The organism is Streptomyces sp. Go-475 (assembly GCF_003330845.1).
GTDB lineage: Bacteria > Actinomycetota > Actinomycetes > Streptomycetales > Streptomycetaceae > Streptomyces.
On sequence record NZ_CP026121.1, the window covers coordinates 391,709 to 418,246 of the forward strand.

Consider the following 26,538-nt stretch of genomic DNA (forward strand, 5'->3'; position numbering starts at 1 on the left):
CGATCCTCTCCGCCGGGTCGTCGGTCGCCGGGAGCGCCTTGAGCGTCGCTCGCGCGTCCCCACCGGTCGACGGCCGTCTTCGCGGGCGCGGACATCGTCGCCATGGGCACGGACCGGCCGCCCGAGTAGGGGCGTCAGGTGCCGTCGGCGCGGAGTGCCCGCGCCCGGAACTCCCCGGGCGTCGTGCCCGTGCGCAGCCGGAAGAACTTGGTGAAGTCGCTGGGATCGGCGAACCCCAGCTCCGCAGCCACGTCCTTCGCCGCGCGGTCGGTGTGCGGCAGCAGGCGCTCGGCCTCCAGCAGGACCCGCTCGTCGATGTACTTCTTCGCGCTCATGCCGGTGACCGCCAGGCTCGCGCGGGACAGGGTGCGGGGGCTCTCGACGGCGACACGTTCAGCCCGGCTCCGTTACGCGCCGTCCCGGGAGCCGTCCTGGGAGATCGGGCGGTGTTCGGTCGGCGGGGTGATGCCGTGGAACAGATTGGCGACCAGGGCGACGACGAAGTCGTCGGTCACGGGCTCGTCCGGGATGAGCATCCGGTGGTAGACGGCGCCCCAGAGCTGGTCGACGAGGACCTGGACGTCGACGTCGTCGCGGATCTGCCCCTGCTCCCTGGCGCGCAGCAACCGCTCCCCGGCCAGTCGCCGGCGTCCGGAGGAGTACAGGGAGCGGAAGGCCGTGGCCAGGTCCTCGTCGGTCTGGGACTGGCCGATCAGCTCGGTGAGCACCCGCCCGGCCGGCGTCCGGGTCATGAGGTGCGCGAACGACAGCAGTTGACGCGTGAGGTCGGCGCGGATGTCGCCGGTGTCGTCGAACGCGAGGGTCTCCTCGACGGCGTGGAAGTAGCCGTCCAGGGCGAGGGCGCCCTTGGAGGGCCACCACTTGTACAGCGTCGTCTTGCTGACGCCGGACAGGCGGGCCACCCGTTCGAAGGTCAGGTCGGCGATTCCCTCGTTCAGGAGCACCTCCCCGACCACGCGGAAGACGTCCGCGCGAACCTCGTCGGCGGGACGGCGTCCGCGCCTGCGGGCCGGGCGCTCCTCGGCGCCCTCGGCCTGCTCGGTCACGATGTCTCTCCTTCGCTCGTGCCCGTCCGGGGGGTCAGGCGAGGCCGCCGTTGGTGTAGAGGACCTGGCCGTTGACCCAGCGGGCGGGGCCGGCGAGGAAGGCGACCGACTCGGCGATGTCACGCGGTTCGCCCAGTCGCTCCAGCGGGGTGGCCTGGGCGAACCGGGCGACGGTGGCCTCGTCCTTGCCCTCCAGGAAGAGCGGGGTGGCGACCGGGCCGGGGGCGACGGTGTTGACGGTGATGTCCTTGCCGCGCAGTTCGCGGGCGAGGATCAGCGTGATGCTCTGCACGGCGGCCTTGCTGGCGACGTACGCCCCGTAAGCGGGCAGCTGGGTGCGGGTGACCGACGTGGACACGTTGATGATCGCGCCGCCGCGGCGCACCCGGCGGGCGGCCTGCTGGGCGACGACGAAGGTGCCGCGGATGTTGGTGCGGTGCATCCGGTCCAGGTCGTCCAGGTCCAGCTCGGCGATCGGCGCGAGCACCATGATCCCGGCGGTGTTGATCACCACGTCGATCCCGCCGAACGCCGTCTCGACGGCGTCGAAGGCGGCCCGCATGTCCTGCTCGTCGGCGACGTCACCGCTGACGGCGACGGCCTGCCCGCCGGCTGCGGTGACCTCCTCGACGAGGGCCTCGGCCTTGGCCTTGTTGCCGGCGTAGTGCACCGCGAGGGCGTAGCCGTCCGCGGCGAGCCGCTCGACGACGGCCCGGCCGATGCCGCCGGAGCCGCCGGTGACGAGCGCGACACGAGGGGTGCTGGTGTGGGGCGTGCTGGTCATTGGTCTGCCTTCCCCGCAAGAAGTGGACGGTTAGTCCATATAAACAGAATATGAACGGCCCGTCCATATGGTTGCCAGGAATGCCTCACTCCACCTCGTCGGCACGCAGGACCAGGTCGAGCAACCCCGGGAAGCGTGCGTCGAACTCCTCGCGGCGCAGCCGGTTGACCCGCTTCGGCCCCTCATCCCGCTGCTCGACCAGGCCGGCACCCCGCAGGACGGAGAAGTGATGACTGAGCGCGGCCTTGCCGACCGGCACGTCGAAACTGCCGCAACTGCGCGTCCACACCGGGGAACCCGCCAGCTCGCGGATCAACTGGAGGCGCACCGGGTCGGCGAGCGCGGACAGCGCGGTCAGGACGGAGACGTCCTCGGGATCCGTGTGCACCGGCGCGGCACGATGACTGCCGCCCGCCGTCTGGTTCGCCATGCCCCTCTCCCAGCCCTGCGACCTCGTCGGCACCCCGTCGGGCATCCGAGCCCCTTGCCGAGTGTTCGATGAGTATCTTACAGTCCGGGTGTTCGCTTTCCATTGAACACTCAGTCGAAGGGTGCGTTCCGATGATGCGTGCGGTGGAGTTCGAGGAGTACGGCGATCCCGAGGTGCTGAAGGTCGTCGAGGCCGAGGTCCCCGAGCCCGGCCCGGGCCAGGTGGCCATCGACGTCGCCTACGCCGGCGTCAACTTCGCGGACCTCAAGGCCCGCGCCGAGGGCTACCGCGTGCAGTCGCTGCCCTACCGCCCGGGTCTGGAGGTCTCCGGCCGGGTCCGCGCCGTGGGCGCCGGCGTCGAGGGGCTCCACCCCGGGCAGCAGGTCGCCGCCCTCGTCGACAGCGGCGCCTACGCGGAGGTGGTCGTCGCCGACACCGCCACCGTCTTCCCGCTCCCCGAGGGCCTGGACCCGCGGACGGCGGCCACGCTCCCCACCGTGGTGCCGACCGCGCACGCCCTGCTGCACGAGGTGGGCCGGCTGAACGCCGGGGAGAGCGTGCTGGTCCACGGCGCCGCCGGAGGCGTCGGCACGGTGGCCGGGCAACTGGCCCGGGCGGCGGGAGCCGGCGCGGTCTACGGCGTGGTCTCCTCCCCGGCGAAGGCCGGGCACGCCCTGGAGCACGGCTACGACGAGGTGTTCACCACCGGCACCTTCGACGCCGACGTCCGGCGCGCGACCGGCGGCAGGGGCGTCGACCTGGTCCTCGACCCGATCGGCGGCGAGACCCTGCGCCAGGGCCTCGGCGTCCTGGCCGAGTTCGGACGGCTGGTGTCCTTCGGCAACGCGAGCGGCGCGGAGCCGTGGCGCGTCGGACAGCCCGAGCTGTACCCGCAGGGCCGTTCCGTCGCGGGCTTCTCCATCCTGGCTCTCGCCCAGTCCGCGCCCCGGGCGCTGCGCGCGCTGGCCGAGCGTGCGTTCCGCAAGGTCACCGACGGCACGGTGCGTCTTCCGGTCACGGCGGAGTTCGCGCTGTCGGAGGCGGCCGAGGCCCATCGGCTGATGGGCGGTCGCACCTCGACGGGCAAGCTGCTGCTGCGGATCACTGACTGACCGGGCTCCGAGGACCCGGCCCGCGAGCGCGGCCGGACCCCCTTCGGTCAGGCGGCGTGGCGGGCGGCGGCCCGGACGAGGTCGTCGATGTCGTGCTCCGTGGTGGCGAAGGAGGTCACGAAGCGGACCACACCCGGCGCCCAGCGGTCGTGGTAGAAGGCGTAGCCCTCGGCCAGGAGCCCCTCGGTGATCTGCCGGGGCAGGCGGCAGAAGAGGATGTTGGCCTCGGCGGCGCCGAGCAGTTCCACACCGGGCACCGCCTTGAGGCCCTCCTGCAGACGGGCCGCCATGGCGTTGGCGTGCGCCGCGTTGCGCAGCCACAGGCCGCCGCGGAGGTAGGCGTCCAGCTGGGCGGCCTGGAAGCGCATCTTGGAGGTGAGCTGGCCGGCCCGCTTGGTGCGAAAGGCGAGTTCGGGTGTGAGCGAGCGGTCGAAGACGACGATCGCCTCGGCGGTCATCGTGCCGTTCTTGGTGGCGCCGAAGGACAGCAGGTCGACCCCGGCCCGCCAGGTCAGCTCGGCGGGCGCGCAACCGAGGGCGGCGACGGCTCCGGCGAACCGCGCACCGTCCATGTGCAGGCGCAGACCGGCTTCCCGGGCGATCGACCCGAGGGTGCGGATCTCGTCGAGGGTGTAGACGGCTCCGGTCTCGGTGGCCTGGGTGACGCTCACCACCGAGGGTTCCACGCTGTGCACGTCTCCGGCCTTGTGCCGGGCGGCGGCCCGCAGCTCCTCCGGGTCGATCTTGGCGTCGTCACCGCCGAGCGGGACCAGCTTGGCGCCCGCCGTGTGGAACTCGGGCGCTGCGCACTCGTCGTTGTTGATGTGGCTGTCGCGGTGGCACAGCACGCTGCCCCAGGGCGGGGTCAGCGCGGCCAGGCTCAGCGCGTTCGCCGCGGTTCCCGTGGAGACCGGCAGGACGTCGACGTCACGCTCGAACATCTCGCTCAGCCCCTCCCGGACCGTGGCGGTGCCGTCGTCCGCCCCGTAGGGCAGGGCGGGGCCGGCGCTGACCGCGGCCACCGCCTCGACGATCTCCGGTGAGGCGCCGGCGGCGTTGTCGCTGCTGAAGACGCGTGCCGCGGGAGTGGCCCGGGTGGTGGTGGCGGCGGTGGTCGTGGTGAGGTTCATGGCGAAGGTCCTCGTGGTCGGTGTTCCCGTTCGGGCGTTTCCGTGGGCGGCGTCGTGCCGCCGGCGGGTCGGGCAGGTCGCGGCGCTCCGGCGGGTCAGGCGTCGCGGCGCTCCGGCGGGAGGGGCGGTCGGGCCGGATCCGCGGCCGCGATGAGCTGGCGCAGCGCGCCGTAGTAGACCTCGTGGTCGGTCACCGCGGGCACGATCGCGGCGAGGTTGCCGCTCAGCACCGGGAACTCCTCCGGGTCGAGGGCGGCCAGGGCGGTCCGGGTGGCCGTCCGCGCGGCCTTGGCGTCGCCGTGGTCGACGAAGCCCGCGCTGCCGAGGGTGAGCAGATACATGCGCCGGTAGGCCGTGATCGCCTCCTCGGGGCTCATGCCGGCGGCGAGGCTGTCGGCGAGCTGCGGCTCTACCAGGCGGGCCAGCAGGTGCGGCCCGAGCCAGGGCCGCGTACCCCGCAGGGCGAGCAGCCCCGGGCGTTGTGCCAGCAGCCGGTAGAGCGCGGTGAACCTGACCTCGGTGGCGGTGGCCCAGTCGGTGCCCGGCTGCGTCTCGGGCAGCTGGGCGGCCAGGTGGTCCAGGCACAGGTCCAGCAGTCCGGCGAGATCGACGCACCGGCGCTGAAGCGAGGCGAGGGAGATCTCCAGCCGCGCCGCCAGCGCCCGGAACGTCAGGGCTTCCGGACCGCCCTCGTCGACGAGGAGCAGGGCGGTCTCGGCGATGCGGTCCGGGGTGGCGCGATCCAGGGAGGGCGAGTGACGGGGCATGCGAGTCATCGTACGGTACGCTGTATCGCTCGTTCACGGCAGGAGCCTGACCCGGCACGTCGAGAGCGAGACAGTGGCGGAGCTGCTGCCGGCCGAGGGGCTGACCGTGGCGGGACGCGCTCCGGCGCGCCGTCGCCCCGCCGTCTGTCCGCCGGACTGATGACGCTGACGGCCGGGGCATCCCGCGACCTGTACAACGTACGGAGAGATCCCCCTCTGTCCGGGAGTCCCCATGGCCCGTATCCGCCGCACACGATCCGTCGACGCCCTGGACGCCATCGAGCCCCCGGACACCATCCAGGTGCTCGTCGGCGTGGTGTCGGTGACGGTCCTGGTGGAGTTCCTCGGCCTGGTCTCCGGATCCGAGGTGTGGCTCCTCGGGCTGCTGGTCTTCCTGCCGGGCACGGCGTCGGCGCTGTGCACGGTCCGGCAGACGGCCTTCGTCGCCGTGTGGACCACGCTCGTCGTCCTGTTCACCCTGCTGGTGCGGGGCGCCGAGGTGGGCCGGTGGCTCGACCGGGCCCTGCTGGTCCTGCTCACCCTCGCCCTGGGCGCGGCCTCCGTCTACGCCTGCCGCCGGCGCCTCGGACGCGAGCACGAGATGCTCCGCCTGCGCTCCACCGCCGCGGCGATGCAGCGGCACATCCTGCACCCCCTTCCCGTCCTGACCGACGACGTCCTCGTCAACGGCGTCTACGAGCCCCTGCAGGAGGACCGTCTCGTCGGCGGCGACATCTACGACGTGGTGGACTCGCCCTGGGGCAGCCGCGTGCTGATCGGGGACGTGCAGGGCAAGGGCCTGGCGGCCGTCGGCGCCGCGTTCGCCGTCATCGGGGCCTTCCGGGAGGCGGCCTACCGCGAGCCCACGCTCACCGCGCTGGTCGACGCCCTCGACGCCGCGGTGGTCCGCCACAACTCCCACGCGGAACAGACCGGTGACGACGAGCGCTTCGTGACCGCGCTCGTCGTCGGCGTGGACGCCGGACCGGAGGCGCAGATCGTCAACTGCGGGCACGTCCCGCCCCGGCTGGTGCGGGACGGCGTCGTCTCCACACCGCCGCTGGACTCCGGCGTCCCGCTCGGTCTCGCCGAGCTGGCGGACGCGCCCACGACGGTCAACTGGTGTGCGTTCCCGGAGGGTTCGACGCTGCTGCTGACCACCGACGGGCTCGACGAGACCCGGTCCGCCGACGGCACGTTCTACCCGGTCGAGGAACGGCTGACCGGGCACCTCGGCCTCTCCCCCGCCGAACTGCCCCGGGCCCTGTACGAGGACGCCCGCGCGTTCGCCGCCGACGACGGCGGGCACGACGACGTCGCCGTCCTGACCGTCCGCCGCTCTCCCCACCGCTGACCGGCGGCTCCACGCCGGCCGTCACCCGCCGATGACCTCGGCGGTCCGGCCCGCCGGCTCGACGAGGTTGGGCGAGTCGGCGCGCTGCTCCTGGTCGAAGGCGACCGCGTCGAACGCCGGGTCGGCCGGCGCGCTGTCCGGCGGGAAGGCCAGGACGACGAAGCGCGTGCCGCCCGGCGCCGGGAGCAGGCTGGTGAACTCCCGGCCGCGCGGGATCGGTCCGTCGCTGACCACGACCGACCTGCCGTTCCCGTCATGGCCGGTGACGACTTTGCGCATACGCCTGTCCCCCGTGTCCTCCGTACGCGTAGGCCGATCCTCTCCCCCGCCGACCCCCTCGGGCAGTGGGGGCAGGGCACCGCCGGACTCGCCCGACTCGGCCGAGACCGTCAGGGCTCCCAGTCGACGTACCGGACGTACTCCCCGGCCAGTGGGGTCCGCCGCTGGCGGTGCCGGTCAGGTCGTCCCGGCGGGGCCCGGCGGCAGGTGGACCGTCATGACCAGGTGGCACGTCCCGGTACCGGCACCGCGGTAGGTGTGCGGGGTGTCTCCGTCGAACGTGGCGGTCTGGCCGGCTTCCACGGTGTGTTCGGTGCCGTCGACGATCAGGGTCATCCGGCCGGAGGTGACACTGACGGTCTCCACGACTCCGGGCTGGTGGGGGTGGCTGGGGTACTCCTCGTCCGGCTCCAGGCGCCAGCGCCAGACCTCGACCGGGGCCGGGCCCGAGGTGGTCAGCACGAGCCGGGCCTCGCCGCCCCGTTCTCCGGTCCACAGCGGTGCGACGGCGTCGGCGGCCACGACGCGGACGCGGCCTTCGGCGGGTCCCTGCATCAGGGCGGACACCGGGACACCGAGGGTGTCGGCCAGCCGGACCAGTGTGGCCAGATTGGGATTGCCCTGGGCTTTCTCCAGCGCCACCAGGGCCCCCTTGCTGACCTGGGCACGGCGGCCGAGTTCCTCCAGGGACAGGCCCGCGCGGGTGCGGGCGGCCCGGACGTTGTGCGCGACCGTCCGCAGGGCTGCGCCCGTCTCGACCATCTGCTCTCTCCTCGCCGACAGGTCACCGGAATGCACCGTGCGGTCGTTCGGTTGACAGGGGTCGGTCGTTACGTTGTACCTTGCGGTCGTTCTGAAGATACCAGGGGGAGAATATCGCGCCGCCCCACCGCACGCCCACCGGAACGGAAACCCCGCCATGCCCGCCTTCCGCATCGCCCCCGCCGTCGCGGACGCCTTCCCCGACACCCTCATCGCCCTGGTCACCGCCACCGGCCTGCGCGGCCACGCGCCTTGGCCCCACACCGCCACCGCCCTGGACGAACTGGAGCGGCGGCTCGCCGACGGCACCTGGCAGCCCGCCGACGAGAACGATCCCCGCGTCGAGGCCTGGCACACTGCCTACCGCTCCTTCGGCACCAACCCGCGCCGCGTCCGCCCCAGCGTCGACGCGCTCGGCCGCCGCCTCGCCAAGAAGGGAACGCTGCCGCGCGTCAACCCGGCCGTCGACTCCTACAACGCCGTCTCCGTCCGCCACGGCCTGCCCGCCGGCGCCTTCGACCTGGACCAGGTCACCGGCGACGTGGACATCCGCCACGCGGACGGCACCGAGACCTTCACCCCGCTCGGCGAACCCGGCACCGTCGAGAACCCCAGGCCCGGCGAGATCGTCTACGCGGACAGCACCGGCGTCCTGACGCGTCACTGGAACCACCGCGACGCCCACCGCACCCGCGTCACCGCGGACTCCACCCACGTCGCCTTCGTCCTGGAAACGCTCCGCGCCACCTCCGACGGCCACCTCCTGAGGACCGCGGCGGAGGAACTGCGGGGCCTGCTCGCCCCGCACGCCGGCCAGACCACCGTGCACTACCTCAGCCCGGCACAGCCCCAGGCCACCACCTGAGCCCGCGCACGGGGCCGGAGTGTCCTCCGGTGCTGTTGGTACGCTCGTGAAGTGAGGTGTACAAGCTCGTCGTGATACCCGGGATGTCGTCAGCGAAGCAGCGCTTCGGGCGTGTGCGCGGTTGGTCTGCCGTGGTCGCCGCTGTGGCGGGCGCACTGGTCCTGAGTTCCTGCGCGGGCGGGAAGGGCACGGTGGACGACGGCCCGGCCGCGTCGCTGACACCCCCGGCGAAACCGGAGCCACTGTGGCCCGGCTACACCCCTCCTGCCACGCCCGGCCAGAACGCGCCGTACGAGGATCGGTACGCGCCGATCGTCGGCGTGCGGGTCTCGACGCCCGTGAGCCGCGCCGACGCCTGGAAACTGGTGGCGGCGGACACCAATCTGTCCTCCTACTTCCGCCGAGCCGCGGGCGCCTGTGCCGGTGCGGCGAGGGAGGAGTGTCCCCGGATGCGGCCGGTGGCGAACCGGGATCTCACGGGGGACGGCGAGGCCGAAGCGGTGGTGGCGCTGGACGATCCCGTCGACTCCCGGACCCTTCTGGAGGTCTACATGATCAACGGTCCGGCGGACGTCCGTCCCGTTCTGTCGACGTGGTTGCCGCTGGGCACCACGGCGTCCACGGTCGGCAGGGAGCTGCTGGTGACGTCGTCGGACCCCGGCACGCGCACCACCACGGTCAGCCGCTACCGCTGGAACGGAGAGATCCTGTCCCTGCGCGACGCCACCCGGTCGGACCGGACCGACCTTCCCGAGCCGGGGGCGTCGTGACGTCGCACGCCTCCGGCACGCCGGTCGAGGCCCGCCTGTTGCTGGTGGAGGACGACGAGGTGATCCGTGACATGCTCCAGGTGTCGCTGGAGCGCTACGGCTTCACCGTGTTCTCCGCCGGGGACGGGCTGACGGGGTTGGAGCTGTTCCGCGAGCTCCGGCCCGATCTTCTGCTGCTGGACGTGATGCTGCCCGAACTCGACGGGATCGGCCTGTGCCGCCGGGTCCGGGAGACGAGTACCGTGCCGATCCTGATGATGTCCGCCCGGGGCGACTCCCTCGATGTCGTCTCCGGTCTGGAGTCGGGAGCCGACGACTACGTCGTCAAGCCGTGCGAGAGCTCGGTCGTCGTGGCCCGGATCCGGTCACTGCTGCGGCGGGTCTCCTACGCGGCCCAGGCCTCCCCCGAGGGGAACGGGCGACCGTCCCCGGCATCGGAGCAGGCCGGCTCGGAACGGCTGTTGCGGTTCGGTGAGCTGTGCATCGACACCGACGGGATGGAGGTGACCCGGGCGGGCGCGCCGGTCGCCCTGACCCCGACCGAGCTGCGTCTGCTGCTGGAGTTCGCCGCGCACGCGGGCACGGTGCTGGACCGGGGCACCCTGCTGCGACGGGTGTGGGAACACGAGTGGGACCACGACACCCGGGTGGTCGACCTGCATGTGCAGCGGCTGCGCGCGAAGATCGGCGGCGGGTACATCGAGACGGTGCGTGGCTTCGGCTACAAGATGCGCCGATGAACCTCCGGTGGCGCATCGGCACGCTGGTCGTCTCCACGACGGCCGCCGCGGTGGCGTGCGTGGGCGTATGGGTGCATGTGGACGCCTACGACCGGGAGTTGAAGCAGGCCCGGTCAGCCGTCCGCACGGATCTCGACCGGGCCGCGTCGGTCTACGCCCGGACCGGTGAGGTACGCGGGACGGGTGCCCGCCTGGACGCCGAGCTCCCCGAGGGGCTGGCAGGGCTGGTACGCCGCGGGCATCACGGCACGGAACTGGTCGACGGGCCGCGGGGGCGACAGATGTGGGCGGCCCGCCCGGCCGGTGACCGGACGCTGTCGGTGACCGCGGACGTGGAGCCGACGCTGCGCGACCTGGAGGCGCTGGACGCGAGCATCGCCGTGGCCGGGGCGCTGACCTCCGGGGTGCTGCTGCCGGCCGGCGCCTTCACCGCCTCCCGCCTGAGCCGGCGCCTGCGGCTCGCGGCGGCCACGGCGACGCGGATCAGCCAGGGCGAGCTCGACGCGCGGATCGGCGTACCCGAACGGCCCCGGGACGAGATCGACGAGATCTCGCACGCCGTGGACACCATGGCGGCGGCCTTGCAGTCCCGCCTGCTGACGGAGCAGAGGTTCACCGCCGACGTCGCCCACGAGCTGCGTACGCCCCTGATGGGGCTGCTGACGGCGGCCGAGAACCTGCCCGAGGGACGGATCACCGACCACGTGCGCGAGCGGGTGCGGGCCCTGTGCTCCCTGACCGACGATCTGCTGGAGATCTCCCGGCTGGACAGCGGCGCCGAGGAACCCGACCTGTCCGCCTGGTCCTTGCGCCTGCTGGTCCAACAGGCCGTGGCGCGCGCCGACTTCCCGGTCCGCGTGGACCCGGTGGAGGACGGACACACGGCCACGCTGGTCCGCACCGACCCACGTCGGTTGAACCGTATCCTCGCCAATCTGCTGGCCAACGCGCACCGGCACGGCCGGCCCCCGGTGGAGGTCGCCGTCACGGCGACCTCGGTGACCGTGCGCGACCACGGGCGGGGATACCCCGAGGAGCTTTTGACCGATGGTCCCCAGCGTTTCCGCTCGCACGCTCCGGAACGCGGCACAGGACACGGACTGGGGCTGACCATCGCCCTGGGGCAGGCGGAGGTGATCGGCGCCCGGCTCCGGTTCGGCAACGCGCCCGACGGCGGCGCCGAGGCCGTTCTCACTCTGCCCGCGGCCCCTGACGAGCCCCTGTAACCCGCGGCGAACTCTCGCCGGTACAGAACAGATACACAACGGAGCGGGTTTCGATCGCCCGCGGACGGCCGCCGGAGGCAGGCCGTAGACCTGCGCGATCGACCATCGGCAGCACCCACCGCGAAGCACGTTCGCGGGCTGTCCGAATGGGAGAGCGCATGACCGACCCACGCCTTCCGGTCCGTGAGCCGCGCCGGCACGCCAGAGACCCCTCGACGCACCGGCGACGAACCACGGCCCGCCCGGCCCCCCGGGGCCGGTCCCGCCGCCGGACACGCCGGCTCCTGGTGACGACGACCGTCTTCGTCGCCCTCGTGGCGGCCGGCGCCGCCTTCGCCTACCAGAACCTCGACGGCAACATCGACTCACAGGACGTCGACGGGCAGTTGAACGCCGGATCCCGACCGGACCGGCAGGCACCGGGAGCGGTGAACGTGCTGCTGCTCGGCTCGGACTCCCGGTCGGGGGCGAACAGCGAGTACGGCCGCGACGAAGGCGGCGCCCGCTCCGACACCGCCATGGTCGTCCACCTCGCCGACGGCCGCAGGAGCGCATCGGTGATCAGCCTCCCCCGGGACACCCTGATCGACCGGCCCGCCTGCGCCACCGGGTCCGGTCTCGTACCGGCCGCGAAATCCGTCATGTTCAACTCCGCCTTCTCCGTCGGCGGCATGGCCTGCTCGGTCGCCACGGTCGAGCAGCTGTCCGGGCTGCGGATCGACCACGTCGTGGAGATCGACTTCACCGGATTCAAAAAGATGATCGACACGCTCGGCGGGGTCCGGGTGAATGTCCCGCAGGACATCGACGACCCCGACAGCCGCACCCACCTCCGCAAGGGCCCTCAGCGCCTGAACGGCGAGCAGGCCCTCGGGCTCGTACGCACCCGGCACGGCATCGGCGACGGCAGCGACCTCGGCCGCATCAAGCTCCAGCAGACCTTCATGAAGGCCCTGATCGGCCAGATACGCACCACCGACCTGCTGACGAACCCCGTGCGGCTCTACCGGCTGCTCGACGACCTCACCAGCGCCGTCACCACGGACAAGGGCCTCGGCTCCCTGTCGTCGCTGACGTCCTTCGCCCGCTCCCTCGACGGCCTCGACGCCGACCAGGTCGACTTCCGCACCCTGCCGGTCGCCCCCGCCCCGCACGACCCCAACCGGGTCGTCCCCGAGGAACCGAAGGCGAACGCCCTATGGAAAGCGCTCATCGAGGACCGGCCGCTGCCAGGAGGTGAGCAGTCGTGAGCGACTCCGCGACCCTGATGATGCGGCGCCCCGCCGCCCCTGAGCCGCCTGAGGCCCCACGTCCGTACCGGCCCGGGCTCGACGGCGTCCGCGCGGTGGCCGTGCTCCTGGTGGTCGTCTACCACATCGCCCCCTCCTGGCTGCCCGGCGGCTTTCTCGGCGTCGACGTGTTCTTCGTCCTCAGCGGCTGGCTGATCACCGACCTGCTGTGCGCCGAACGGCACCGCACCGGCCGGATCGACCTCGCGCGGTTCTGGATACGCAGAGCGCGACGGCTGCTCCCCGCGCTGGTCGTCCTCCTGGTCACCGTGACCGCCGTGGCGGCGCTGTGGCGCCCGGAGCGGATCGACGCCTCCGGGCGGGACGTGCTGTCGGCGCTGACCTTCACCAACAACTGGTGGCAGATCAGCACCCACGCCTCCTACTTCGCCTCCTTCGGGCCGCCGCCCCTTTTCCAGCACCTGTGGACCCTCGGCGTGGAGGAGCAGTTCTATCTCGCCTGGCCCCTGGTGATCCTGGGGCTGCTGCGGATGACCGGCCCCGGCCCCCGCACCCGCATCCGGGTGGCCGTCGTGCCGGCGGCGGCGGTCGCGTCCCTCACCGCGATGGCGCTGCTGCACCGGCCCGGTGAGGACACGTCCCGCGCCTACTTCGGCACGGACACCCACGCCTTCGGCCTCCTGCTCGGCGCGGCGCTCGCCCTGGCGGTTCCCGCGGCCGGTGCCCGGAAGCACCATCGGGCGCCCCTCCTGTACGGAGCAGCCGGTGTCATGGGGTCGGTGGTCCTCGGAGTGCTGGCCGGGGGGATCCACTCCGACACCCCGCACCTGTACCCGTGGGGCTTCGCCGTCGCCGCGTGTGCCGCCGGAGCCGTTGTCCTGGCCGCCGCGCAGAGCGGATCGGTCTTCGCCAGGTTCATGAGCACCCCGTGGCTGCGCTGGATCGGCCGCCGGTCCTACGGGATCTATCTGTGGCACCTGCCGCTGATCGCCCTGGCCGTGCCGGACGGGCCCGGGCCGGGCCAGGCACCTCTGCGCGGACTGCTCGCGGCGGCTGTCTCCGTCGCCGTGGCCGCCGCCTCCTACCGCTGGGTCGAGAAGCCCGTACGCCGGCAAGGCCTGCGCCGGACCGCGGCAGCGGTGTACGGGGCGCTGTCCGGCAGGCGCCAGGGGTCGTGGGAAGGCAGCAGGACCGGAACCCGGCGCTCCTGGCGTCCGCGTGCGGTGGCGGTGCTCGCCGGGACGGCCGTTCTCGTCGCCGCCTGGGGCATCGCCTCGGCCGGCCGCGGCGACAGCGCCGCCGACCGGATCGCGGCCGGTGAACGCGCCGTACAGGGTGACGACCCGGTGCCGCCGGGCACGTCCGCCCGCGCCCGGGCGGGAAGGATCACGGCCGTCGGTGACTCCGTCATGCTCGCCGCGGCCCCGGCGCTGAAGGAACGCTTCCCCGGCATCAGCATCGACGCCAAGGTCAGCCGCCAACTGTCCGCAGCCCCCTCTGAGCTGCGTTCCCTCGGTGCCGAGGGCCGTCTGAACCCGGTCCTGCTCGTCGGCCTCGGCACGAACGGCGTCGGCGGCCGTACGGACCTCGAACAGGTCGTCCGGGATGCCGGCGCCCGCCGTACGGTCGTCCTGGTCACCGTGCACGGCCCGCTCGCCTGGAAGGACCAGGTGAACACCGCCGTCCGGGAGACCGCCGCGGCACATCCGAACGTCGTGGTCGCGGACTGGGACCGTGCCGTCCGGGGCAGGGACGACCTCCTGGCGGACGACGGCGTGCACCCCGGTCCCGCGGGCGCGAGGCTGTACGCGGGAACGGTGGCGCGAGCGCTGGAACAGAAGAAGTAACCGGGTCAGCCGACCTGGCCGGCGCGGCGGGCTGCGCCGGCCAGGAGCCGTTCGAACGGTCCCTGTCCCAGCAGCCGCCGCCAGACCGGGCAGACGACGAGCAGGGCCACTGTCATGACGAGGAAGCTCTGGTTGTCGGACAGCAGGTCGGAGCCCCCGAGGTAGGAGAGGGTGTACAGCAGCACGAACTGCAGCGAGTACGCCGTCAGTGCCATGGTGCCGAGCGCCGCCAACGGCACGACCAGGCGCCGCACCCGGGGCGTGACGACCAGGCTGAGCCCGGTGACCAGCAGCGCCACTCCCGTTCCGCCCAGCATTTCGGCGACGTGATTGGAGTGCGGCACCCGCCGGGCCTGATCGGCGAGGTCGGGAGCCTGCCACGCCGGCTTGTACGTGTCCGGGTCGAAGGCCGGGTCGATGCAGGTGACCTGGCCGGGCTCCGGCATACAGAGCAGGCCGCGGGTGAGGGCGGCGTTGTCGGGCGGAGCCGTGGCGGGCCCGCCTGCGGGCGCCGGGGGAACGGCAGCCGTCCCGGCGCCCGCCCCTTCGGTCACCGCCCAGCCACCGCCGTAGCCGACGACGACCAGGACGACCCCGCCGACGAGCATGCCGAGCACCGTACGGACCGACGAGATGTCGAACCTCGAGAGGGCGATGCCCAGCAGGAAGTACAGCGTCAGTGGGGCCACGGACAGCCCGTTGGGGGCGAAGAGCAGATCGAACTCCTCGAAGGACGCGTCGACCGGAAGGCGCCACTGCTTGAACGCCGCGAGGTGGGCGAGCAGGACGGGGACCACGACCATGCCGGCCACGGCGCCGAGCGCGAGCGTCCGGGGCGGGACGCGCAGCAGCGGGATCACCGCGATGTAGCACAGCGCGTACACGCAGAGGATCACGCCGACCCCGGGGCTGATGGCGTTCAGCACCGCGCCGAGAAGGAAGATGACCGCCGCCCGGGCGAGGAGTTTCATCCTGGCCCGGAGGAGTTGCTGACCGTCGAGCCGGCGGGCGGCGCCGGTGATGATGCCGATCGAGATCCCGCCGATGACGGCGAACAGGATGGTCGAGCCGCCGCTGACCAACCCGGCCCAGCTGCCGGGCCGGAACAGTGTCGGTGGGCTGGGGGGCAGCGAGGCGAAATGCTGGGCGAGCATGCCGATCACCGCGAGTCCGCGGGCGACATCGAGCCCGACGATACGAGGGAGCGGGGCTGCGGGCGCCTGGAGCCGTTCGGTGGAAGGCAAGGCATTCATGGCACTCCTGTGGTGCTGGATCTGTGGTGCCGTCGATGATCGACACTCCAGGTATCCGCTCCTCTTGCCCTCGGTAGCGGCCACGGCTCGATCCCCACTCAGTTGTGTATCCGTCACGTGTCGGTCGCCGGGGACCCGGGGCTCCGGCCACGCCCGGGTACACCGCGGCCGTGACGTGCGATGCCGCAAGGTTGATACTTTCCGGCAGCAGCGTTCCGACCGCCCGTCACCGACCACAGCAGGGACCTGACACCCTGTCACCAAGATCGACAACTGGCCCGGCCCATCCTGACCTGCAAAAATTGAGGTCAGAGGTACATCTGCTCGTCTCATCAGGAGGTACCCGTGAAGATGCTGATCAACGTCCCGGAGACCGTGGTCGCGGACGCGCTGCGCGGTATGGCGGCTGCCCACCCGGAGCTGACCGTGGACGTGGAGAACCGGGTGATCGTTCGGCGGGACGCTCCCGTGGCCGGAAAGGTCGCGCTGGTCTCGGGCGGAGGCTCGGGGCACGAGCCGTTGCACGGTGGATTCGTAGGTCCCGGAATGCTGTCGGCGGCCTGTCCCGGCGAGGTGTTCACCTCCCCGGTGCCCGACCAGATGCTGCGCGCGGCCGCCGCCGTGGACAGCGGCGCCGGTGTGCTGTTCATCGTGAAGAACTACACCGGTGACGTGCTCAACTTCGACATGGCCGCCGAGCTGGCCGAGGACGAGGGCATCCAGATCGCGAAGGTGCTGGTCAACGATGACGTGGCGGTGACCGACAGCCTCTACACGGCGGGGCGGCGCGGTACGGGCGCCACCCTGTTCGTGGAGAAGATCGCGGGTGCCGCCGCCGACGAGGGCATGCCGCTGGAGCGGGTGGAGGCCATCGCCCGGCAGGTCAACGAGAACTCCCGCAGTTTCGGTATCGCGCTGAGCGCCTGCAGCACGCCCGCCAAGGGCAGCCCCACCTTCGATCTGCCGCCCGGCGAACTGGAGTTGGGCATCGGCATCCACGGCGAACCCGGCCGGGAGCGGCGGGCGATGATGACGTCCGGCGAGATCGCCGAGGTCGCCGTCGAGGCGGTGGTGGAGGACCTCCGGCCGCGCAATCCGGTGCTGGTCCTGGTCAACGGCATGGGCGCGACGCCGCTGCTCGAGCTGTACGGCTTCAACGCCGAGGTGCACCGGGTGCTCGCCGAGCGCGGTGTCGCGGTGGCCCGGGTCCTGGTGGGCAACTACGTCACCTCCCTGGACATGGCGGGCGCCTCGCTCACCCTGTGCCAGGTCGACGAGGAACTGCTGCGGCTGTGGGACGCGCCGGTGAAGACGCCGGGGCTGCGCTGGGGCGTGTGAGACACAAGGGGTAGAGGATCACCACGTACCTACCAGGCAAGGAGATCCAGTGCTCGACGCCGATTTCTTCCGCCGTTGGATGACGGCGACCGCCGCGTCCGTCGACCGCGAGGCGGAACGGCTCACCGCCCTCGACTCCCCCATCGGGGACGCCGATCACGGCAGCAATCTCCAGCGCGGATTCACGGCCGTGGCGGCCGCCCTGGAGAAGGAGGCCCCCGGCACGCCCGGCGGGGTCCTCACCCTGGCCGGGCGCCAGCTGATCTCGACGGTCGGCGGCGCCTCGGGGCCGCTGTACGGGACGCTGCTGCGCCGCACCGGCAAGGCGCTCGGGGACGCCGTCGAGGTCAGTGCGGAGCAGCTGACCGAGGCGCTGCGGGCCGGGGTGGACGCGGTCATGACGCTCGGCGGTGCCGCACCGGGCGACAAGACCATGATCGACGCGCTGGTGCCCGCGGTGGACGCCCTCGACGAGTCGTTCGCGGCGGCGCGGGCCGCGGCGGAGGAGGGCGCCGTGGCGACGACGCCCCTGCAGGCGCGCAAGGGCCGGGCGAGCTACGTGGGCGAGCGCAGCATCGGGCACCAGGATCCGGGGGCCACCTCCTCGGCGCTGCTGATCGCCGGACTCGCGGAGGCCGCCGGTGAGTGACGTGAGCGACGAGCGGCTCGTGGGCATCGTGCTCGTGTCGCACAGCGCGGAGGTGGCCGCGTCGGTCGCCGCGCTGGCGAAGGGGCTGGCGGGCGGCGGTCCGGCGGTGCCGGTCGCCCCGGCCGGTGGCACCGAGGGCGGCGGGCTCGGCACGAGCGCCGAACTGATCGCCGCGGCGGCCGCGTCCGTCGACCGCGGTGCCGGGGTCGCCGTCCTGACCGACCTGGGCAGCGCGGTGCTCACCGTGAAGGCGCTGCTCGCCGAAGGTGACGAACTCCCGGAGGGGACGCGGCTGGTGGACGCCCCGTTCGTGGAGGGCGCCGTGGCCGCGGTCGTCACGGCGGCCACCGGGGCGGATCTGGCGGCGGTGGAGTCGGCCGCCGCGGAGGCGTACACGTACCGGAAGGTGTGACACACGGATGCGGCCGGGCCCGCCGCAGCGGCGGTGTGCCCGGCCGCAGATGTGCCCGGCCGCAGGCGTGTCCGGCCGCAGGAATCCGACCGCAGGCGTGTCCGTGACGGGCCGTCAGTCGCTCAGTCCCTGCCCACGAACCGTCTGACCAGGCGCTCTCCCGCCGCCACGGCCGCCGCGTGGTCCTCGATGGGTGACACCCGGCTGTTCTTGAAGACGACGTAGGTGACGCCGGAGGGCGCGCCGCCGCCGTGCGGGTCGGGGCGGATGCCGATGGCCTTGGCGGCCGCGTAGGAGGCTTCCCCGATGATGCCCTGCGGGCCCGTGTCGCCGACGACCGCGTACCGCACTCGGTCGCGGTACACGACGGCGACGACCGAGCCGCCGGTCACGCCGTGCTTCCGGTAGTCCCAGATGCGGCTCGGTGCCGGTACGACGATGAAGGGCAGGTTCTCGGCGCTCAACGGCCGCCCGTCCGACTGGGCGTAGGCCGTGCTCGCGGCGAAGTACGGGTCGGTGCGGCGGTTGCAGCGGGGTCCCGGACGGCCGTCGCAGTCGATGTCCATGTCGGCTTTCCAGAACACGGCGTCGCGTGTGCCGCAGACGGGGATGTCCGCGGGTGCGCCCTGGTCGCTGCGGTACCGGCCGCGGGAGACGGGAACGCAGTCTGTCAGCCGGGCGAGCAGGTCGGCGGCGCGGACGGGGTTGTCGCGCCAGGCCACCGACTGGGACGCGGTGGCGGGCGGTGTCGTCGGGGCGAGCAGGGCGGCGCTGGCAGCGGCCAGTGTGAGGGACCGGACACGCACGATACGGGAGCCTCTCCTAGGAACCTGACGGGCACTCAGCCCAATCTGGCCCCGGGTCAGTCGCCCGGCCACCGCTGGAGGGCCGGACGGTGCACGGCCCCAACCTCCGACAGGGGCCGGGCGCCTGAGTCCGTGTGAGACCCGGGCCGCCCGGCCACCCGCGCCGGCGCGGGATCTGCGACGACAGCGGTCCGCGCGACAGGCCCGAACTCCCTGGTGTCCGCCAGGTGTTCGGCCGTGAGGAACTTCAGCATACGTAACTCTCCCGAGTGGTCGCGCACGGCGGGGTGACGCGTGCGCGGGCCGCTCCCTCACCACTCGCCCAGGGCGGCCCCTCCTCCCCCCGTCGAACTCCTCCCGCACCGCCCTCTTGATGTGATCGCGTCAGGCGCGCCATATTGGTCCGGACCATTCCTTGCGCCGCTCCCGGGAGGCAGTGCCGTGCGAGGCCTTTCCGCTCCGCTCTCTCTCCTCCGCCGCGTCGCGCTCTGCGGGTGTCTCGCGCTGGCGGCCTCCTGCGGCTGGGCCGGCGCGGACGACGGGCACGACGGTGCTCCGCCCGGTGCGCCGACGGGGGTGACCGCCACCGCGGGCAGCGCGACGAGCGTGCACGTCATGTGGAACGCCATCCCTGAGGCCGACGTCTACGAGGTGTATCGCGGCACCACGAAGGTCAGGGAAGTGCCTGGTTCGAAGCACATGGTGGATGTCACCAGGCTCCGCCCCTCCACTCGGTATGTCTTCACGGTGCGGGCGCGGGACGCCGACGGGCGGCTCGGGCCGCGCAGCCGGGAGGTCCGGGCGAGGACACCGGCGGCCGTCGCGGACGACCGCTCCGCACCGGCGCGCCCCTCGGCGCTCGGCGGACGGCCGGCCGGAAGCCGGGCGGTCCAGCTGTCCTGGTCCGCCTCGGCGGACGACCGGGACGTGGTGTCGTACGACATCCACCAAGGGGACACGAAGATCCACAGTGTGGGCGGCGGCCAGACGGCCACCGTCGTCACGGGGCTGCGCCCCGGCACGTCCTACTCGTTCACCGTCCGGGCCCGGAACGCGGCGGGCAACGTCTCCCCCGCCAGCCCCGCCGTCCGCCTCACCACCCCGGGCAGCGGCGACGGACGTGCCACGGCCCCCACCGGCTTCCGGGCGGCGAGCCACCGTGAGGGCGGGGCCTACTACGTCGATCTGAGCTGGGTGCCGCCGCGCGTGGACGGCGAGGTCGCCGAGTACCAGCTCCACCTGGACGGCCGCCCCGCCACGTCCCTGGTGTTCGGCGGGCGTGCCCCGCGTGAGCGGGCGACGTACAGCTTCTACGTGGGGCGGGAGGCCGGTGTCAGCCATCGTGTCCGGATCCGGGCGATGCTGCCGGACGGCACCTGGGGCGGCTTCTCCGCGGAGCGGACGGTGACGACGCGCCCCCGGTGACCGCCCGCGTTGATCGCCCCGGTGGTCGCCGCCGGTGGTCGCCCCCGGTGGTGGTGTGCCGGTCCGGCGTCGGCCGGCCGGTGGACGTCGTCACCTGCACGGTGGCGCCCGGCGTGCGGCCCGGGCCCGGGGCGCCTTGGCTGACCCTGAGGCAGCACGGGCGTTCCCGATCCTCGGCGGCGCTAGGGATGTACCGCCAACCGTGCCGCCGGAGGGCAGTCACATGCGCAACTCATCGTCAGTTCTCCGCTCCGGCCTGACCGTGGCCGCCGCCGCGCTGCCCCTCGCCCTGGCGGCGGTGCCCGCTGCCGCGGGCCCGGGCATCTCCGTGAGCACCACGGGCTCCACGGTCTCGGTCACGACCAGTACGTGCACCCAGGTCAACGGCAGCTGGGGCACCGCCTCGCTTCTCACCAGCAGCCAGGGCAGCTTCGCCCAGGGGCGTCAGGTGACCCTGTCGGGGACGTCCACCAGCCAGTCCGCCGCCTGGTCGAACGTCACCCCGGGCACGTACACCGTCATCGTCATCTGCTCCGACGGCACCACCGCGGGCACCCAGTCCGTCGTCGTCTCCCCCGCCCCCTCCCCCACGCGGTCCCCGTCCCCGACTGCCTCGCCGTCGCGCGGCGTCATGGGCGGGGTCGGCGGCTCGTCGACGGACTACGGCACCGTCACCCTGGTGGCGGGCGGCACGCTGGTCGGCACGGGCCTCCTCGCGACGGCCTGGTACCTGCGCCGGCGCAACAAGCCGTACCGGCTCTGATCCGGTACGGACGGCGGTCCGCCCTGCCGAAGCGCTCCGGCCGGGCGGGCCGCTGTCACGTCGTCGTCCGGCGGGACGGGCGTCGGCACACCCTCCTCAGGCCGGACCGGCCGACCCGCCGTCCGGGAGTTCGGCGAAGTCCGCCAGGGCGCGCCTGAGCCACTGGGTCCAGAACGTCTCCAGGTCGATGCCGGCCCGCAGCACCAGGTGCCGCAGCCGGTCCTCGGCGCTGTCCCGGCCGGGCGGGAAGTCGCGCTGCTCGATCTCCTCGTACTCCGCCAACTGCCTCTCGTGCAGCTCCAGATGGCGGCGCAGATCGGCCTCCAGGCCCGCCGTGCCGACCACGGCCGCCGCCCTCAGCCGCAGCAGCAGCGGGTCGCGGTGCGGCTTGGGGTCCTGGGAGGCGGCGGTCCAGCGGGCCAGTTCGGCGCGGCCCGCGGGCAGGACCTCGTAGCTCTTCTTCTGCCCGCGGGCCGGCTGCTCGGACGGCAGGGCCCTGATGAGGCCGTCGGCCTCCAGTTTTCCCAGCTCGCGATAGATCTGCTGGTGCGTCGCCGACCAGAAGTAGCCGATGGACCGGTCGAACCGGCGGGTCAGCTCGAGCCCGGACGACGGCTTCTCCAGGAGGGCGGTGAGGATCGCGTGCGGGAGTGACATGGAGTCATCCTAGGGACGGGCCGCCCGCCCCCTAGAGGGCCGCCGCCAGCTCGGTGCCCTGCTTGATGGCGCGCTTGGCGTCCAGTTCGGCGGCCACGTCCGCCCCGCCGATGAGGTGGGCGCTGCGCCCGGCGGCGAGCAGTTCCTCGTACAGGCCCCGGCGCGGTTCCTGGCCCGTGCACAGCACGATGGTGTCGACCTCCAGCACCGTGCTCTCCTCGCCGACCGTGACGTGGAGCCCGGCGTCGTCGATCCGGTCGTAGCGGACGCCCGGGACCATGGTGACGCCGCGGTGCTTGAGTTCGGCGCGGTGGATCCAGCCGGTGGTCTTGCCGAGGCCGGCGCCGACCTTGGACGTCTTGCGCTGGAGCAGGTGGACGGTGCGCGGCGGGGCGGGCCGCTCGGGCGCGGCGAGGCCGCCGGGGGCGCGGTAGCCGAGGTCGACGCCCCACTGGCGGAAGTACGTCGTCGGGTTCTCGTGGGCCTTGTCACCACTGTCGGTGAGGTACTCGGCGACGTCGAAGCCGATGCCGCCCGCGCCGAGGATCGCGACCCGGTCGCCGACGGGGGCGCCGTCGCGCAGGACGTCGAGGTAGCCGAGGACGCTCGGATGGTCCACGCCGGGGATGTCGGGGGTGCGCGGGGTGACGCCGGTGGCGACGACGACCTCGTCGTAGCCGTCGACGTCCGCGACCGTGACGAGCGTGTTCAGCCGGACGTCGACGCCGTGCCGGTCGAGCTGGGTGCGGAAGTAGCGGAGCGTCTCGTCGAACTCCTGCTTGCCGGGGACCTTGCGGGCGACGTTCAGCTGGCCGCCGATCTCGCTCGCCGCGTCGAAGAGGGTCACGTCGTGCCCGCGCTCGGCGGCGGAGACCGCGCAGGCCAGCCCCGCCGGTCCGGCGCCGACGACCGCGACGCGCTTGCGCAGGCGGGTCGGGGAGAGCACGAGTTCGGTCTCGTGGCAGGCACGCGGGTTGACCAGGCAGGACGTGATCTTGCCGCTGAAGGTGTGGTCGAGGCAGGCCTGGTTGCAGCCGATGCAGGTGTTGATGGCCTCCGGCTCGCCGGCGGCGGCCTTGGCGACGAAGTCCGGGTCGGCGAGCATCGGCCGGGCCAGGGAGACCATGTCGGCCGCGCCTTCGGCGAGCAGTTCCTCGGCGAGGTCGGGGGTGTTGATGCGGTTGGTGGTGACGAGCGGCACGGACACCTCGCCCATCAGCCGCTTGGTCACCCAGGTGTAGGCGCCGCGCGGCACGGAGGTCGCGATGGTGGGGATGCGGGCCTCGTGCCAGCCGATGCCGGTGTTGATGATCGTCGCCCCGGCCGTCTCGACGGCCTTGGCGAGGGTGATCACCTCGTCGAGCGTCGAGCCGCCCGGGACGAGGTCGAGCATGGACAGCCGGTAGACGATGATGAAGTCCTCGCCGACCGCCTCGCGCACCCGGCGCACGATCTCGAGGGGGAATCGCACGCGGTTCTCGTACGAACCGCCCCAGCGGTCGGTGCGCCGGTTGGTCTGCAGCGCGATGAACTCGTTGATGAGGTAGCCCTCGGAGCCCATGATCTCGACACCGTCGTAGCCGGCCTGCCGGGCGAGACGGGCGGCACGGACGTAGTCCTCGATCGTCCGCTCGATGTCGGCGTCGGTGAGTTCGCGGGGCGGGAAGGGGCTGATCGGCGCCTGGAGCGGGCTCGGGGCGACCAGGTCCCGGTGGTAGGCGTAGCGGCCGAAGTGCAGGATCTGCATCGCGATCCGCCCGCCCTCGCGGTGCACGGCCTCGGTGATGACCCGGTGTTGCTCGGCCTCCGCCTCGGTGGTGAGCTTGGCGCCGCCCTCGTAGGGCCGGCCCTCGTCGTTGGGGGCGATGCCGCCGGTGACGATCAGGCCCACTCCCCCGCGGGCGCGGGCGGCGTAGAAGGCGGCCATGCGCGCGAAGCCGCCCTCGGCCTCCTCCAGGCCGACGTGCATGGAACCCATCAGGACGCGGTTGGGCAGCGTCGTGAAGCCCAGGTCGAGGGGGGTCAGCAGGTGCGGGTAACGGCTCATCGGGCCCTCCGTGCGCGGTGTCGTACCCGCAGTTCTAGAGGACTACCCGCGGTTTGTGCAACTAGTTGCACAAGAGAGGAAGGGCACAGTGAGGCCGCTCAACGGCTCTGCAGGCGCACGTGCAGTTCCTTCTCCTGGTCGCCGGAGACCGTACTCAGGTCGTGCACGTCGAACAGCGAGTCCAGGGTGGTGCGGAACCGCTCGATCGCCCAGTACCCGCCGTGCAGGTCGGCCTCGACGGAGGACGACAGCCGGGCCGGCCGCGCGCCCTCGTGCTCGTCGGCGACGTCGAAGGTCCCGAGCCACACGGTCGGGCGCGTCTCGTGCAGTTCCTCGGGGACGTCGTCGGCGCACCGGTCGGACTCGAAGCAGGCGCACAGCGTGTCGAACACGATCCGGGCGTCGTCCTTGCTGCACCCGCTGATCTCCACCGAGACGGAGTGGGGGTGCGGTCGCTCGTGGTTCATCGCCATCGTGATCGCTCCTCTCGCGGCCACCACATGCCGTATCCGCCCCTACCCCAGCAAAGCACCACCTTCCGGTGAGCACTACCGGCAGTGCCCCTGCCGTGGTGGCGGTTTTTGCGGGGCGGCCCGCGCCGGGTTGGGAGATGGTGGTAGGTGACGGAAGGGGCCTCGGAGGGACGGCTCCGCGCGGTAGAACATGGGGTGTCGGCACCGTGACGGCGTGCCGCGAGGAACGGCGATTGCGGGGCGTGGGATGAGTGCAGCCGAGTATCCCGAGTCCGAGGGCGTCGAGCCGGTGCGCGGGTCCGCGCGGCCGAGCGGCCTGCTCGACGTCCTGCGCGTGGCCTCGGTGGTGCTGGACGCCGAGGGCCGGATCGTGCTGTGGAGCCCGCAGGCCGAGGAGCTGTTCGGGTACGAGGCGCGGGAGGCGCTCGGGCAGTACGCCGCCCGGATCATGGTCCACGAGCAGCACATCGACCTGGTGGTCAAGCTGTTCGCCGATGTCATGGGCACCGGGCAGAGCTGGGCGGGTGCCTTCCCCGTCCGGTGCAAGGACGGCAGTACGCGGCTCGTGGAGTTCCGCAACATGCGCCTGCTGGACGACCAGGGCGACGTGTACGCGCTGGGGCTGTGCGCCGACCAGTCGACCGTGCACCGGCTGGAGCGGGACGTGGCGCTGTCGACGCGGATGATCGCGCAGTCCCCGATCGGGCTGGCCGTCCTCGACACGGAGCTGCGGTACGTGTCGGTCAACCCCGCGCTGGAGGAGATCAACGGCGTCCCGGCCGAGGAGCACCTGGGCCGCACGGCCCGCGAGGTGGTGCCGCGGATGGACGTCGACGCCCTGGAGAGCGCGGCGCGCCGGGTGCTGGACACCGGCCGGCCCGTCGTCGACCAGTCCACGATCGGCCGCACCCCGGCCGATCCCCACCAGGACCACGCCTGGTCGATCTCGCTGTACCGGCTGGAGAACGCCTTCGGGACGGTGCTGGGCGTGGCCGTCTCGATCGTCGACGTCACCGAGCAGTACCGGGCGGGCATCGAGGCCGAGGCCGCCCGGCGGCGCCTGGCCCTGATCGCCGACGCCTCGGGGCGGATCGGCACGTCCCTGGAGCTGGACCGCACGGCCCGCGAACTCGCCGACGTGGCCGTGCCGGAGCTCGCCGACATCGCGGCCGTCGATCTGCTCGACGCGGTGGTGCAGGGCCGGCGCACCAGCCTCGGGCCCACCGAGGCGGCCGTGATCCGCGCGCTGGCCGTCCAGGGGTACGACTCCGCCGAGGCGCTGGAGGCGGCCGACCCTCCCGGGCAGGCGGCCCGGTACGCGCCCGACCGGCTCGTCACCGAGTGCGTGCGCACCGGCAGCCCGGTGATGCTGCCGGAGGTCGAGGACGAGGATTTGGTGCGCATCGCGCGCTCCCCGGAGGCGGCCGAGCTGCTGAGGCGGGCCGGGGTGCACTCCTATCTGGCGGTGCCGCTGATCGCGCGCGGCGAGGTGCTGGGTGCCCTGGACCTCAAGCGCACCCGCAATCCGCTGCCGTTCACCGAGGACGACCTGCTGCTGGCCCGCGAGCTGGCCGCCCGGGCCGCCGTGCAGATCGACAACGCCCGCTGGTACCAGGGCGCCCGCGACACCGCTCTCACCCTCCAGCGCAGCCTGCTGCCGAGTCATCCGCCGATGACGGGCGGACTGGAGGTCGCCTCCCGCTACCAGCCGGCCGGGGCCACGAGCGAGGTGGGCGGCGACTGGTTCGACGTGATCCCGCTGGAGGGCGGCAAGACGGCGCTGGTCGTGGGCGATGTGATGGGCAGCGGCATCCCCGCGGCGGCGGCCATGGGCCGGCTGCGCACGGCGACCAACACCCTCGCCTCCCTGGACCTCGATCCGGCCGTGCTGCTGGAGCACCTCGACAGGATCACCACGGGTCTTGAGCAGGCCATCGCCACCTGCGTGTACGCCGTCCACGACCCGCACCTGCGGCAGTGCCGGATCGCCAACGCCGGGCATCTGCCGCCGGTGCGCGTGCGGGCCGGCCGGCCGCCGGAGCTGCTCGACCTGCCGACCGGTGTGCCGCTCGGCGTGGGCGGCGTCGCCTTCTCCACGACCACCGTCGACCTCGAACCCGGAGACCGGCTGGTGTTCTACACCGACGGACTCGTCGAGACCCGCCGCGACCCGCTCGACGAACGCCTCGACACCCTGCTGTCCCTGCTCGACGGCCCCGACCGGCCGCTGGAGGAGGTCTGCGACCTGCTGCTGCGGACGCTGCACGAGCCGGACAACTTCGACGACGTGGCGCTGCTCATCGCGCGGGCGACCGCTCCGGACTGACCGACG

General features: G+C 72.8%; 27 protein-coding genes. 14 read left to right on the top strand and 13 right to left on the bottom strand.

Annotated features, from left to right (window positions below):
* Nucleotides 1–134: 134 nt before the first annotated feature.
* The 4 genes from C1703_RS01810 to C1703_RS01825 all read right to left on the bottom strand — a co-directional run bounded on the left by C1703_RS01810 (nt 135) and on the right by C1703_RS01825 (nt 2,281).
* On the bottom strand, nt 135–365 hold the full coding sequence (locus C1703_RS01810) for a helix-turn-helix domain-containing protein (RefSeq protein ID WP_269803227.1): 231 nt from the start codon (nt 363–365) through the stop codon (nt 135–137).
* Between the two features lie 42 nt (nt 366–407).
* On the bottom strand, nt 408–1,067 hold the full coding sequence (locus C1703_RS01815) for a TetR/AcrR family transcriptional regulator (RefSeq protein ID WP_114250207.1): 660 nt from the start codon (nt 1,065–1,067) through the stop codon (nt 408–410).
* Nucleotides 1,068–1,101: 34 nt separating this feature from the next.
* Nucleotides 1,102–1,851, bottom strand: coding sequence for an SDR family oxidoreductase (locus tag C1703_RS01820; RefSeq protein ID WP_114250208.1), 750 nt, complete (start codon nt 1,849–1,851; stop codon nt 1,102–1,104).
* An 85-nt stretch (nt 1,852–1,936) separates the two neighbouring features.
* Nucleotides 1,937–2,281, bottom strand: a complete 345-nt coding sequence (locus C1703_RS01825) for an ArsR family transcriptional regulator (protein ID WP_114250209.1) — start codon at nt 2,279–2,281, stop codon at nt 1,937–1,939.
* Between the two features lie 134 nt (nt 2,282–2,415).
* On the opposite strand from C1703_RS01825, the gene C1703_RS01830 reads away from it, so the two are divergent.
* Nucleotides 2,416–3,393: a zinc-binding dehydrogenase gene (locus C1703_RS01830; RefSeq protein WP_114257241.1), complete on the top strand. Its 978-nt coding sequence runs from the start codon at nt 2,416–2,418 to the stop codon at nt 3,391–3,393.
* A 47-nt stretch (nt 3,394–3,440) separates the two neighbouring features.
* Here C1703_RS01830 and C1703_RS01835 read toward each other — a convergent pair whose 3' ends face one another.
* Nucleotides 3,441–4,523: a low specificity L-threonine aldolase gene (locus tag C1703_RS01835; RefSeq protein WP_114250210.1), complete on the bottom strand. Its 1,083-nt coding sequence runs from the start codon at nt 4,521–4,523 to the stop codon at nt 3,441–3,443.
* A gap of 95 nt (nt 4,524–4,618) precedes the next feature.
* Complete coding sequence (locus C1703_RS01840; protein WP_114250211.1) at nt 4,619–5,290, bottom strand: TetR/AcrR family transcriptional regulator C-terminal domain-containing protein; 672 nt, start codon at nt 5,288–5,290, stop codon at nt 4,619–4,621.
* Between the two features lie 232 nt (nt 5,291–5,522).
* On the opposite strand from C1703_RS01840, the gene C1703_RS01845 reads away from it, so the two are divergent.
* Complete coding sequence (locus tag C1703_RS01845; protein WP_114250212.1) at nt 5,523–6,644, top strand: PP2C family protein-serine/threonine phosphatase; 1,122 nt, start codon at nt 5,523–5,525, stop codon at nt 6,642–6,644.
* A 21-nt stretch (nt 6,645–6,665) separates the two neighbouring features.
* Here C1703_RS01845 and C1703_RS01850 read toward each other — a convergent pair whose 3' ends face one another.
* A complete protein-coding gene (locus tag C1703_RS01850; protein ID WP_198678058.1) occupies nt 6,666–6,923 on the bottom strand; it encodes a hypothetical protein in 258 nt (85 codons plus the stop codon).
* 177 nt (nt 6,924–7,100) lie between these two features.
* Nucleotides 7,101–7,685 carry an XRE family transcriptional regulator gene (locus C1703_RS01855; RefSeq protein WP_114250213.1) on the bottom strand — a complete coding sequence of 195 codons (585 nt, stop codon included), beginning with the start codon at nt 7,683–7,685 and terminating at the stop codon, nt 7,101–7,103.
* A gap of 157 nt (nt 7,686–7,842) precedes the next feature.
* On the opposite strand from C1703_RS01855, the gene C1703_RS01860 reads away from it, so the two are divergent.
* From C1703_RS01860 to C1703_RS01885, 6 genes are all read left to right on the top strand, one after another.
* Nucleotides 7,843–8,550 carry a phenylalanine--tRNA ligase beta subunit-related protein gene (locus C1703_RS01860; protein ID WP_114250214.1) on the top strand — a complete coding sequence of 236 codons (708 nt, stop codon included), beginning with the start codon at nt 7,843–7,845 and terminating at the stop codon, nt 8,548–8,550.
* 131 nt (nt 8,551–8,681) lie between these two features.
* Nucleotides 8,682–9,320 (top strand): hypothetical protein, encoded by a 639-nt coding sequence (locus C1703_RS01865; protein WP_157993072.1) that lies wholly within the window; start codon nt 8,682–8,684, stop codon nt 9,318–9,320.
* Complete coding sequence (cseB, locus tag C1703_RS01870) at nt 9,317–10,060, top strand: two-component system response regulator CseB (protein ID WP_269803196.1); 744 nt, start codon at nt 9,317–9,319, stop codon at nt 10,058–10,060. Before C1703_RS01865 ends, cseB begins: the two co-directional genes overlap by 4 nt.
* Nucleotides 10,057–11,286, top strand: coding sequence for a HAMP domain-containing sensor histidine kinase (locus C1703_RS01875; RefSeq protein WP_114250216.1), 1,230 nt, complete (start codon nt 10,057–10,059; stop codon nt 11,284–11,286). The genes cseB and C1703_RS01875 overlap by 4 nt, the downstream gene beginning before the upstream one ends.
* A gap of 287 nt (nt 11,287–11,573) precedes the next feature.
* Nucleotides 11,574–12,536: an LCP family protein gene (locus C1703_RS01880; RefSeq protein ID WP_232840380.1), complete on the top strand. Its 963-nt coding sequence runs from the start codon at nt 11,574–11,576 to the stop codon at nt 12,534–12,536.
* A complete protein-coding gene (locus C1703_RS01885; protein WP_114250218.1) occupies nt 12,533–14,383 on the top strand; it encodes an acyltransferase family protein in 1,851 nt (616 codons plus the stop codon). Before C1703_RS01880 ends, C1703_RS01885 begins: the two co-directional genes overlap by 4 nt.
* A 5-nt stretch (nt 14,384–14,388) precedes the next feature.
* On the opposite strand, the gene C1703_RS01890 is transcribed toward C1703_RS01885, so the two are convergent.
* Nucleotides 14,389–15,636, bottom strand: a complete 1,248-nt coding sequence (locus C1703_RS01890) for a DUF418 domain-containing protein (protein WP_198678059.1) — start codon at nt 15,634–15,636, stop codon at nt 14,389–14,391.
* 345 nt (nt 15,637–15,981) lie between these two features.
* Between C1703_RS01890 and dhaK the strand changes: the two genes are divergently transcribed.
* Genes dhaK through C1703_RS01905 form a run of 3 tightly spaced genes read left to right on the top strand, consistent with a single transcriptional unit; the run spans nt 15,982 to nt 18,035 of the window.
* The gene (gene dhaK / locus C1703_RS01895; protein WP_114250220.1) at nt 15,982–16,974 is read left to right on the top strand and encodes a dihydroxyacetone kinase subunit DhaK; all 993 of its coding nucleotides are present in this window, start codon (nt 15,982–15,984) and stop codon (nt 16,972–16,974) included.
* Between the two features lie 49 nt (nt 16,975–17,023).
* Nucleotides 17,024–17,623 (top strand): dihydroxyacetone kinase subunit DhaL, encoded by a 600-nt coding sequence (dhaL, locus tag C1703_RS01900; protein ID WP_114250221.1) that lies wholly within the window; start codon nt 17,024–17,026, stop codon nt 17,621–17,623.
* A 1-nt stretch (nt 17,624) separates the two neighbouring features.
* The gene (locus tag C1703_RS01905) at nt 17,625–18,035 is read left to right on the top strand and encodes a PTS fructose transporter subunit IIA (RefSeq protein ID WP_114250222.1); all 411 of its coding nucleotides are present in this window, start codon (nt 17,625–17,627) and stop codon (nt 18,033–18,035) included.
* Between the two features lie 122 nt (nt 18,036–18,157).
* Here the strand turns inward: C1703_RS01905 and C1703_RS01910 are convergent, their stop codons facing one another.
* The gene (locus C1703_RS01910) at nt 18,158–18,841 is read right to left on the bottom strand and encodes a glycoside hydrolase family 75 protein (RefSeq protein WP_114250223.1); all 684 of its coding nucleotides are present in this window, start codon (nt 18,839–18,841) and stop codon (nt 18,158–18,160) included.
* Nucleotides 18,842–19,282: 441 nt separating this feature from the next.
* On the opposite strand from C1703_RS01910, the gene C1703_RS01920 reads away from it, so the two are divergent.
* Nucleotides 19,283–20,266: a fibronectin type III domain-containing protein gene (locus tag C1703_RS01920; RefSeq protein ID WP_114250225.1), complete on the top strand. Its 984-nt coding sequence runs from the start codon at nt 19,283–19,285 to the stop codon at nt 20,264–20,266.
* Nucleotides 20,267–20,489: 223 nt separating this feature from the next.
* On the top strand, nt 20,490–21,029 hold the full coding sequence (locus C1703_RS01925; protein ID WP_114250226.1) for a hypothetical protein: 540 nt from the start codon (nt 20,490–20,492) through the stop codon (nt 21,027–21,029).
* A gap of 96 nt (nt 21,030–21,125) precedes the next feature.
* Here the strand turns inward: C1703_RS01925 and C1703_RS01930 are convergent, their stop codons facing one another.
* From C1703_RS01930 to C1703_RS01940, 3 genes are all read right to left on the bottom strand, one after another.
* Entirely contained in the window at nt 21,126–21,686 is a 561-nt protein-coding gene (locus C1703_RS01930) for a PadR family transcriptional regulator (RefSeq protein WP_114250227.1), read from the bottom strand.
* Between the two features lie 31 nt (nt 21,687–21,717).
* On the bottom strand, nt 21,718–23,733 hold the full coding sequence (locus C1703_RS01935) for an NADPH-dependent 2,4-dienoyl-CoA reductase (RefSeq protein WP_114250228.1): 2,016 nt from the start codon (nt 23,731–23,733) through the stop codon (nt 21,718–21,720).
* Nucleotides 23,734–23,831: 98 nt separating this feature from the next.
* Entirely contained in the window at nt 23,832–24,200 is a 369-nt protein-coding gene (locus C1703_RS01940) for a hypothetical protein (RefSeq protein ID WP_114257243.1), read from the bottom strand.
* 253 nt (nt 24,201–24,453) lie between these two features.
* On the opposite strand from C1703_RS01940, the gene C1703_RS01945 reads away from it, so the two are divergent.
* On the top strand, nt 24,454–26,532 hold the full coding sequence (locus tag C1703_RS01945; RefSeq protein WP_114250229.1) for a SpoIIE family protein phosphatase: 2,079 nt from the start codon (nt 24,454–24,456) through the stop codon (nt 26,530–26,532).
* The last annotated feature ends 6 nt before the right edge of the window (nt 26,533–26,538 follow it).

What these genes read in the sequence shown, in the direction of transcription:
- C1703_RS01820 (WP_114250208.1), bottom strand. Translation starts at nt 1,851, where the DNA reads ATGACCAGCACGCCCCACACCAGCACCCCTCGTGTCGCGCTCGTCACC.
- C1703_RS01825 (WP_114250209.1), bottom strand. Translation starts at nt 2,281, where the DNA reads ATGGCGAACCAGACGGCGGGCGGCAGTCATCGTGCCGCGCCGGTGCAC.
- C1703_RS01830 (WP_114257241.1), top strand. Translation starts at nt 2,416, where the DNA reads ATGCGTGCGGTGGAGTTCGAGGAGTACGGCGATCCCGAGGTGCTGAAG.
- C1703_RS01835 (WP_114250210.1), bottom strand. Translation starts at nt 4,523, where the DNA reads ATGAACCTCACCACGACCACCGCCGCCACCACCACCCGGGCCACTCCC.
- C1703_RS01840 (WP_114250211.1), bottom strand. Translation starts at nt 5,290, where the DNA reads ATGCCCCGTCACTCGCCCTCCCTGGATCGCGCCACCCCGGACCGCATC.
- C1703_RS01845 (WP_114250212.1), top strand. Translation starts at nt 5,523, where the DNA reads ATGGCCCGTATCCGCCGCACACGATCCGTCGACGCCCTGGACGCCATC.
- C1703_RS01850 (WP_198678058.1), bottom strand. Translation starts at nt 6,923, where the DNA reads ATGCGCAAAGTCGTCACCGGCCATGACGGGAACGGCAGGTCGGTCGTG.
- C1703_RS01855 (WP_114250213.1), bottom strand. Translation starts at nt 7,685, where the DNA reads ATGGTCGAGACGGGCGCAGCCCTGCGGACGGTCGCGCACAACGTCCGG.
- C1703_RS01860 (WP_114250214.1), top strand. Translation starts at nt 7,843, where the DNA reads ATGCCCGCCTTCCGCATCGCCCCCGCCGTCGCGGACGCCTTCCCCGAC.
- C1703_RS01875 (WP_114250216.1), top strand. Translation starts at nt 10,057, where the DNA reads ATGAACCTCCGGTGGCGCATCGGCACGCTGGTCGTCTCCACGACGGCC.
- C1703_RS01890 (WP_198678059.1), bottom strand. Translation starts at nt 15,636, where the DNA reads ATGAATGCCTTGCCTTCCACCGAACGGCTCCAGGCGCCCGCAGCCCCG.
- C1703_RS01925 (WP_114250226.1), top strand. Translation starts at nt 20,490, where the DNA reads ATGCGCAACTCATCGTCAGTTCTCCGCTCCGGCCTGACCGTGGCCGCC.
- C1703_RS01930 (WP_114250227.1), bottom strand. Translation starts at nt 21,686, where the DNA reads ATGTCACTCCCGCACGCGATCCTCACCGCCCTCCTGGAGAAGCCGTCG.
- C1703_RS01935 (WP_114250228.1), bottom strand. Translation starts at nt 23,733, where the DNA reads ATGAGCCGTTACCCGCACCTGCTGACCCCCCTCGACCTGGGCTTCACG.
- C1703_RS01940 (WP_114257243.1), bottom strand. Translation starts at nt 24,200, where the DNA reads ATGAACCACGAGCGACCGCACCCCCACTCCGTCTCGGTGGAGATCAGC.
- C1703_RS01945 (WP_114250229.1), top strand. Translation starts at nt 24,454, where the DNA reads ATGAGTGCAGCCGAGTATCCCGAGTCCGAGGGCGTCGAGCCGGTGCGC.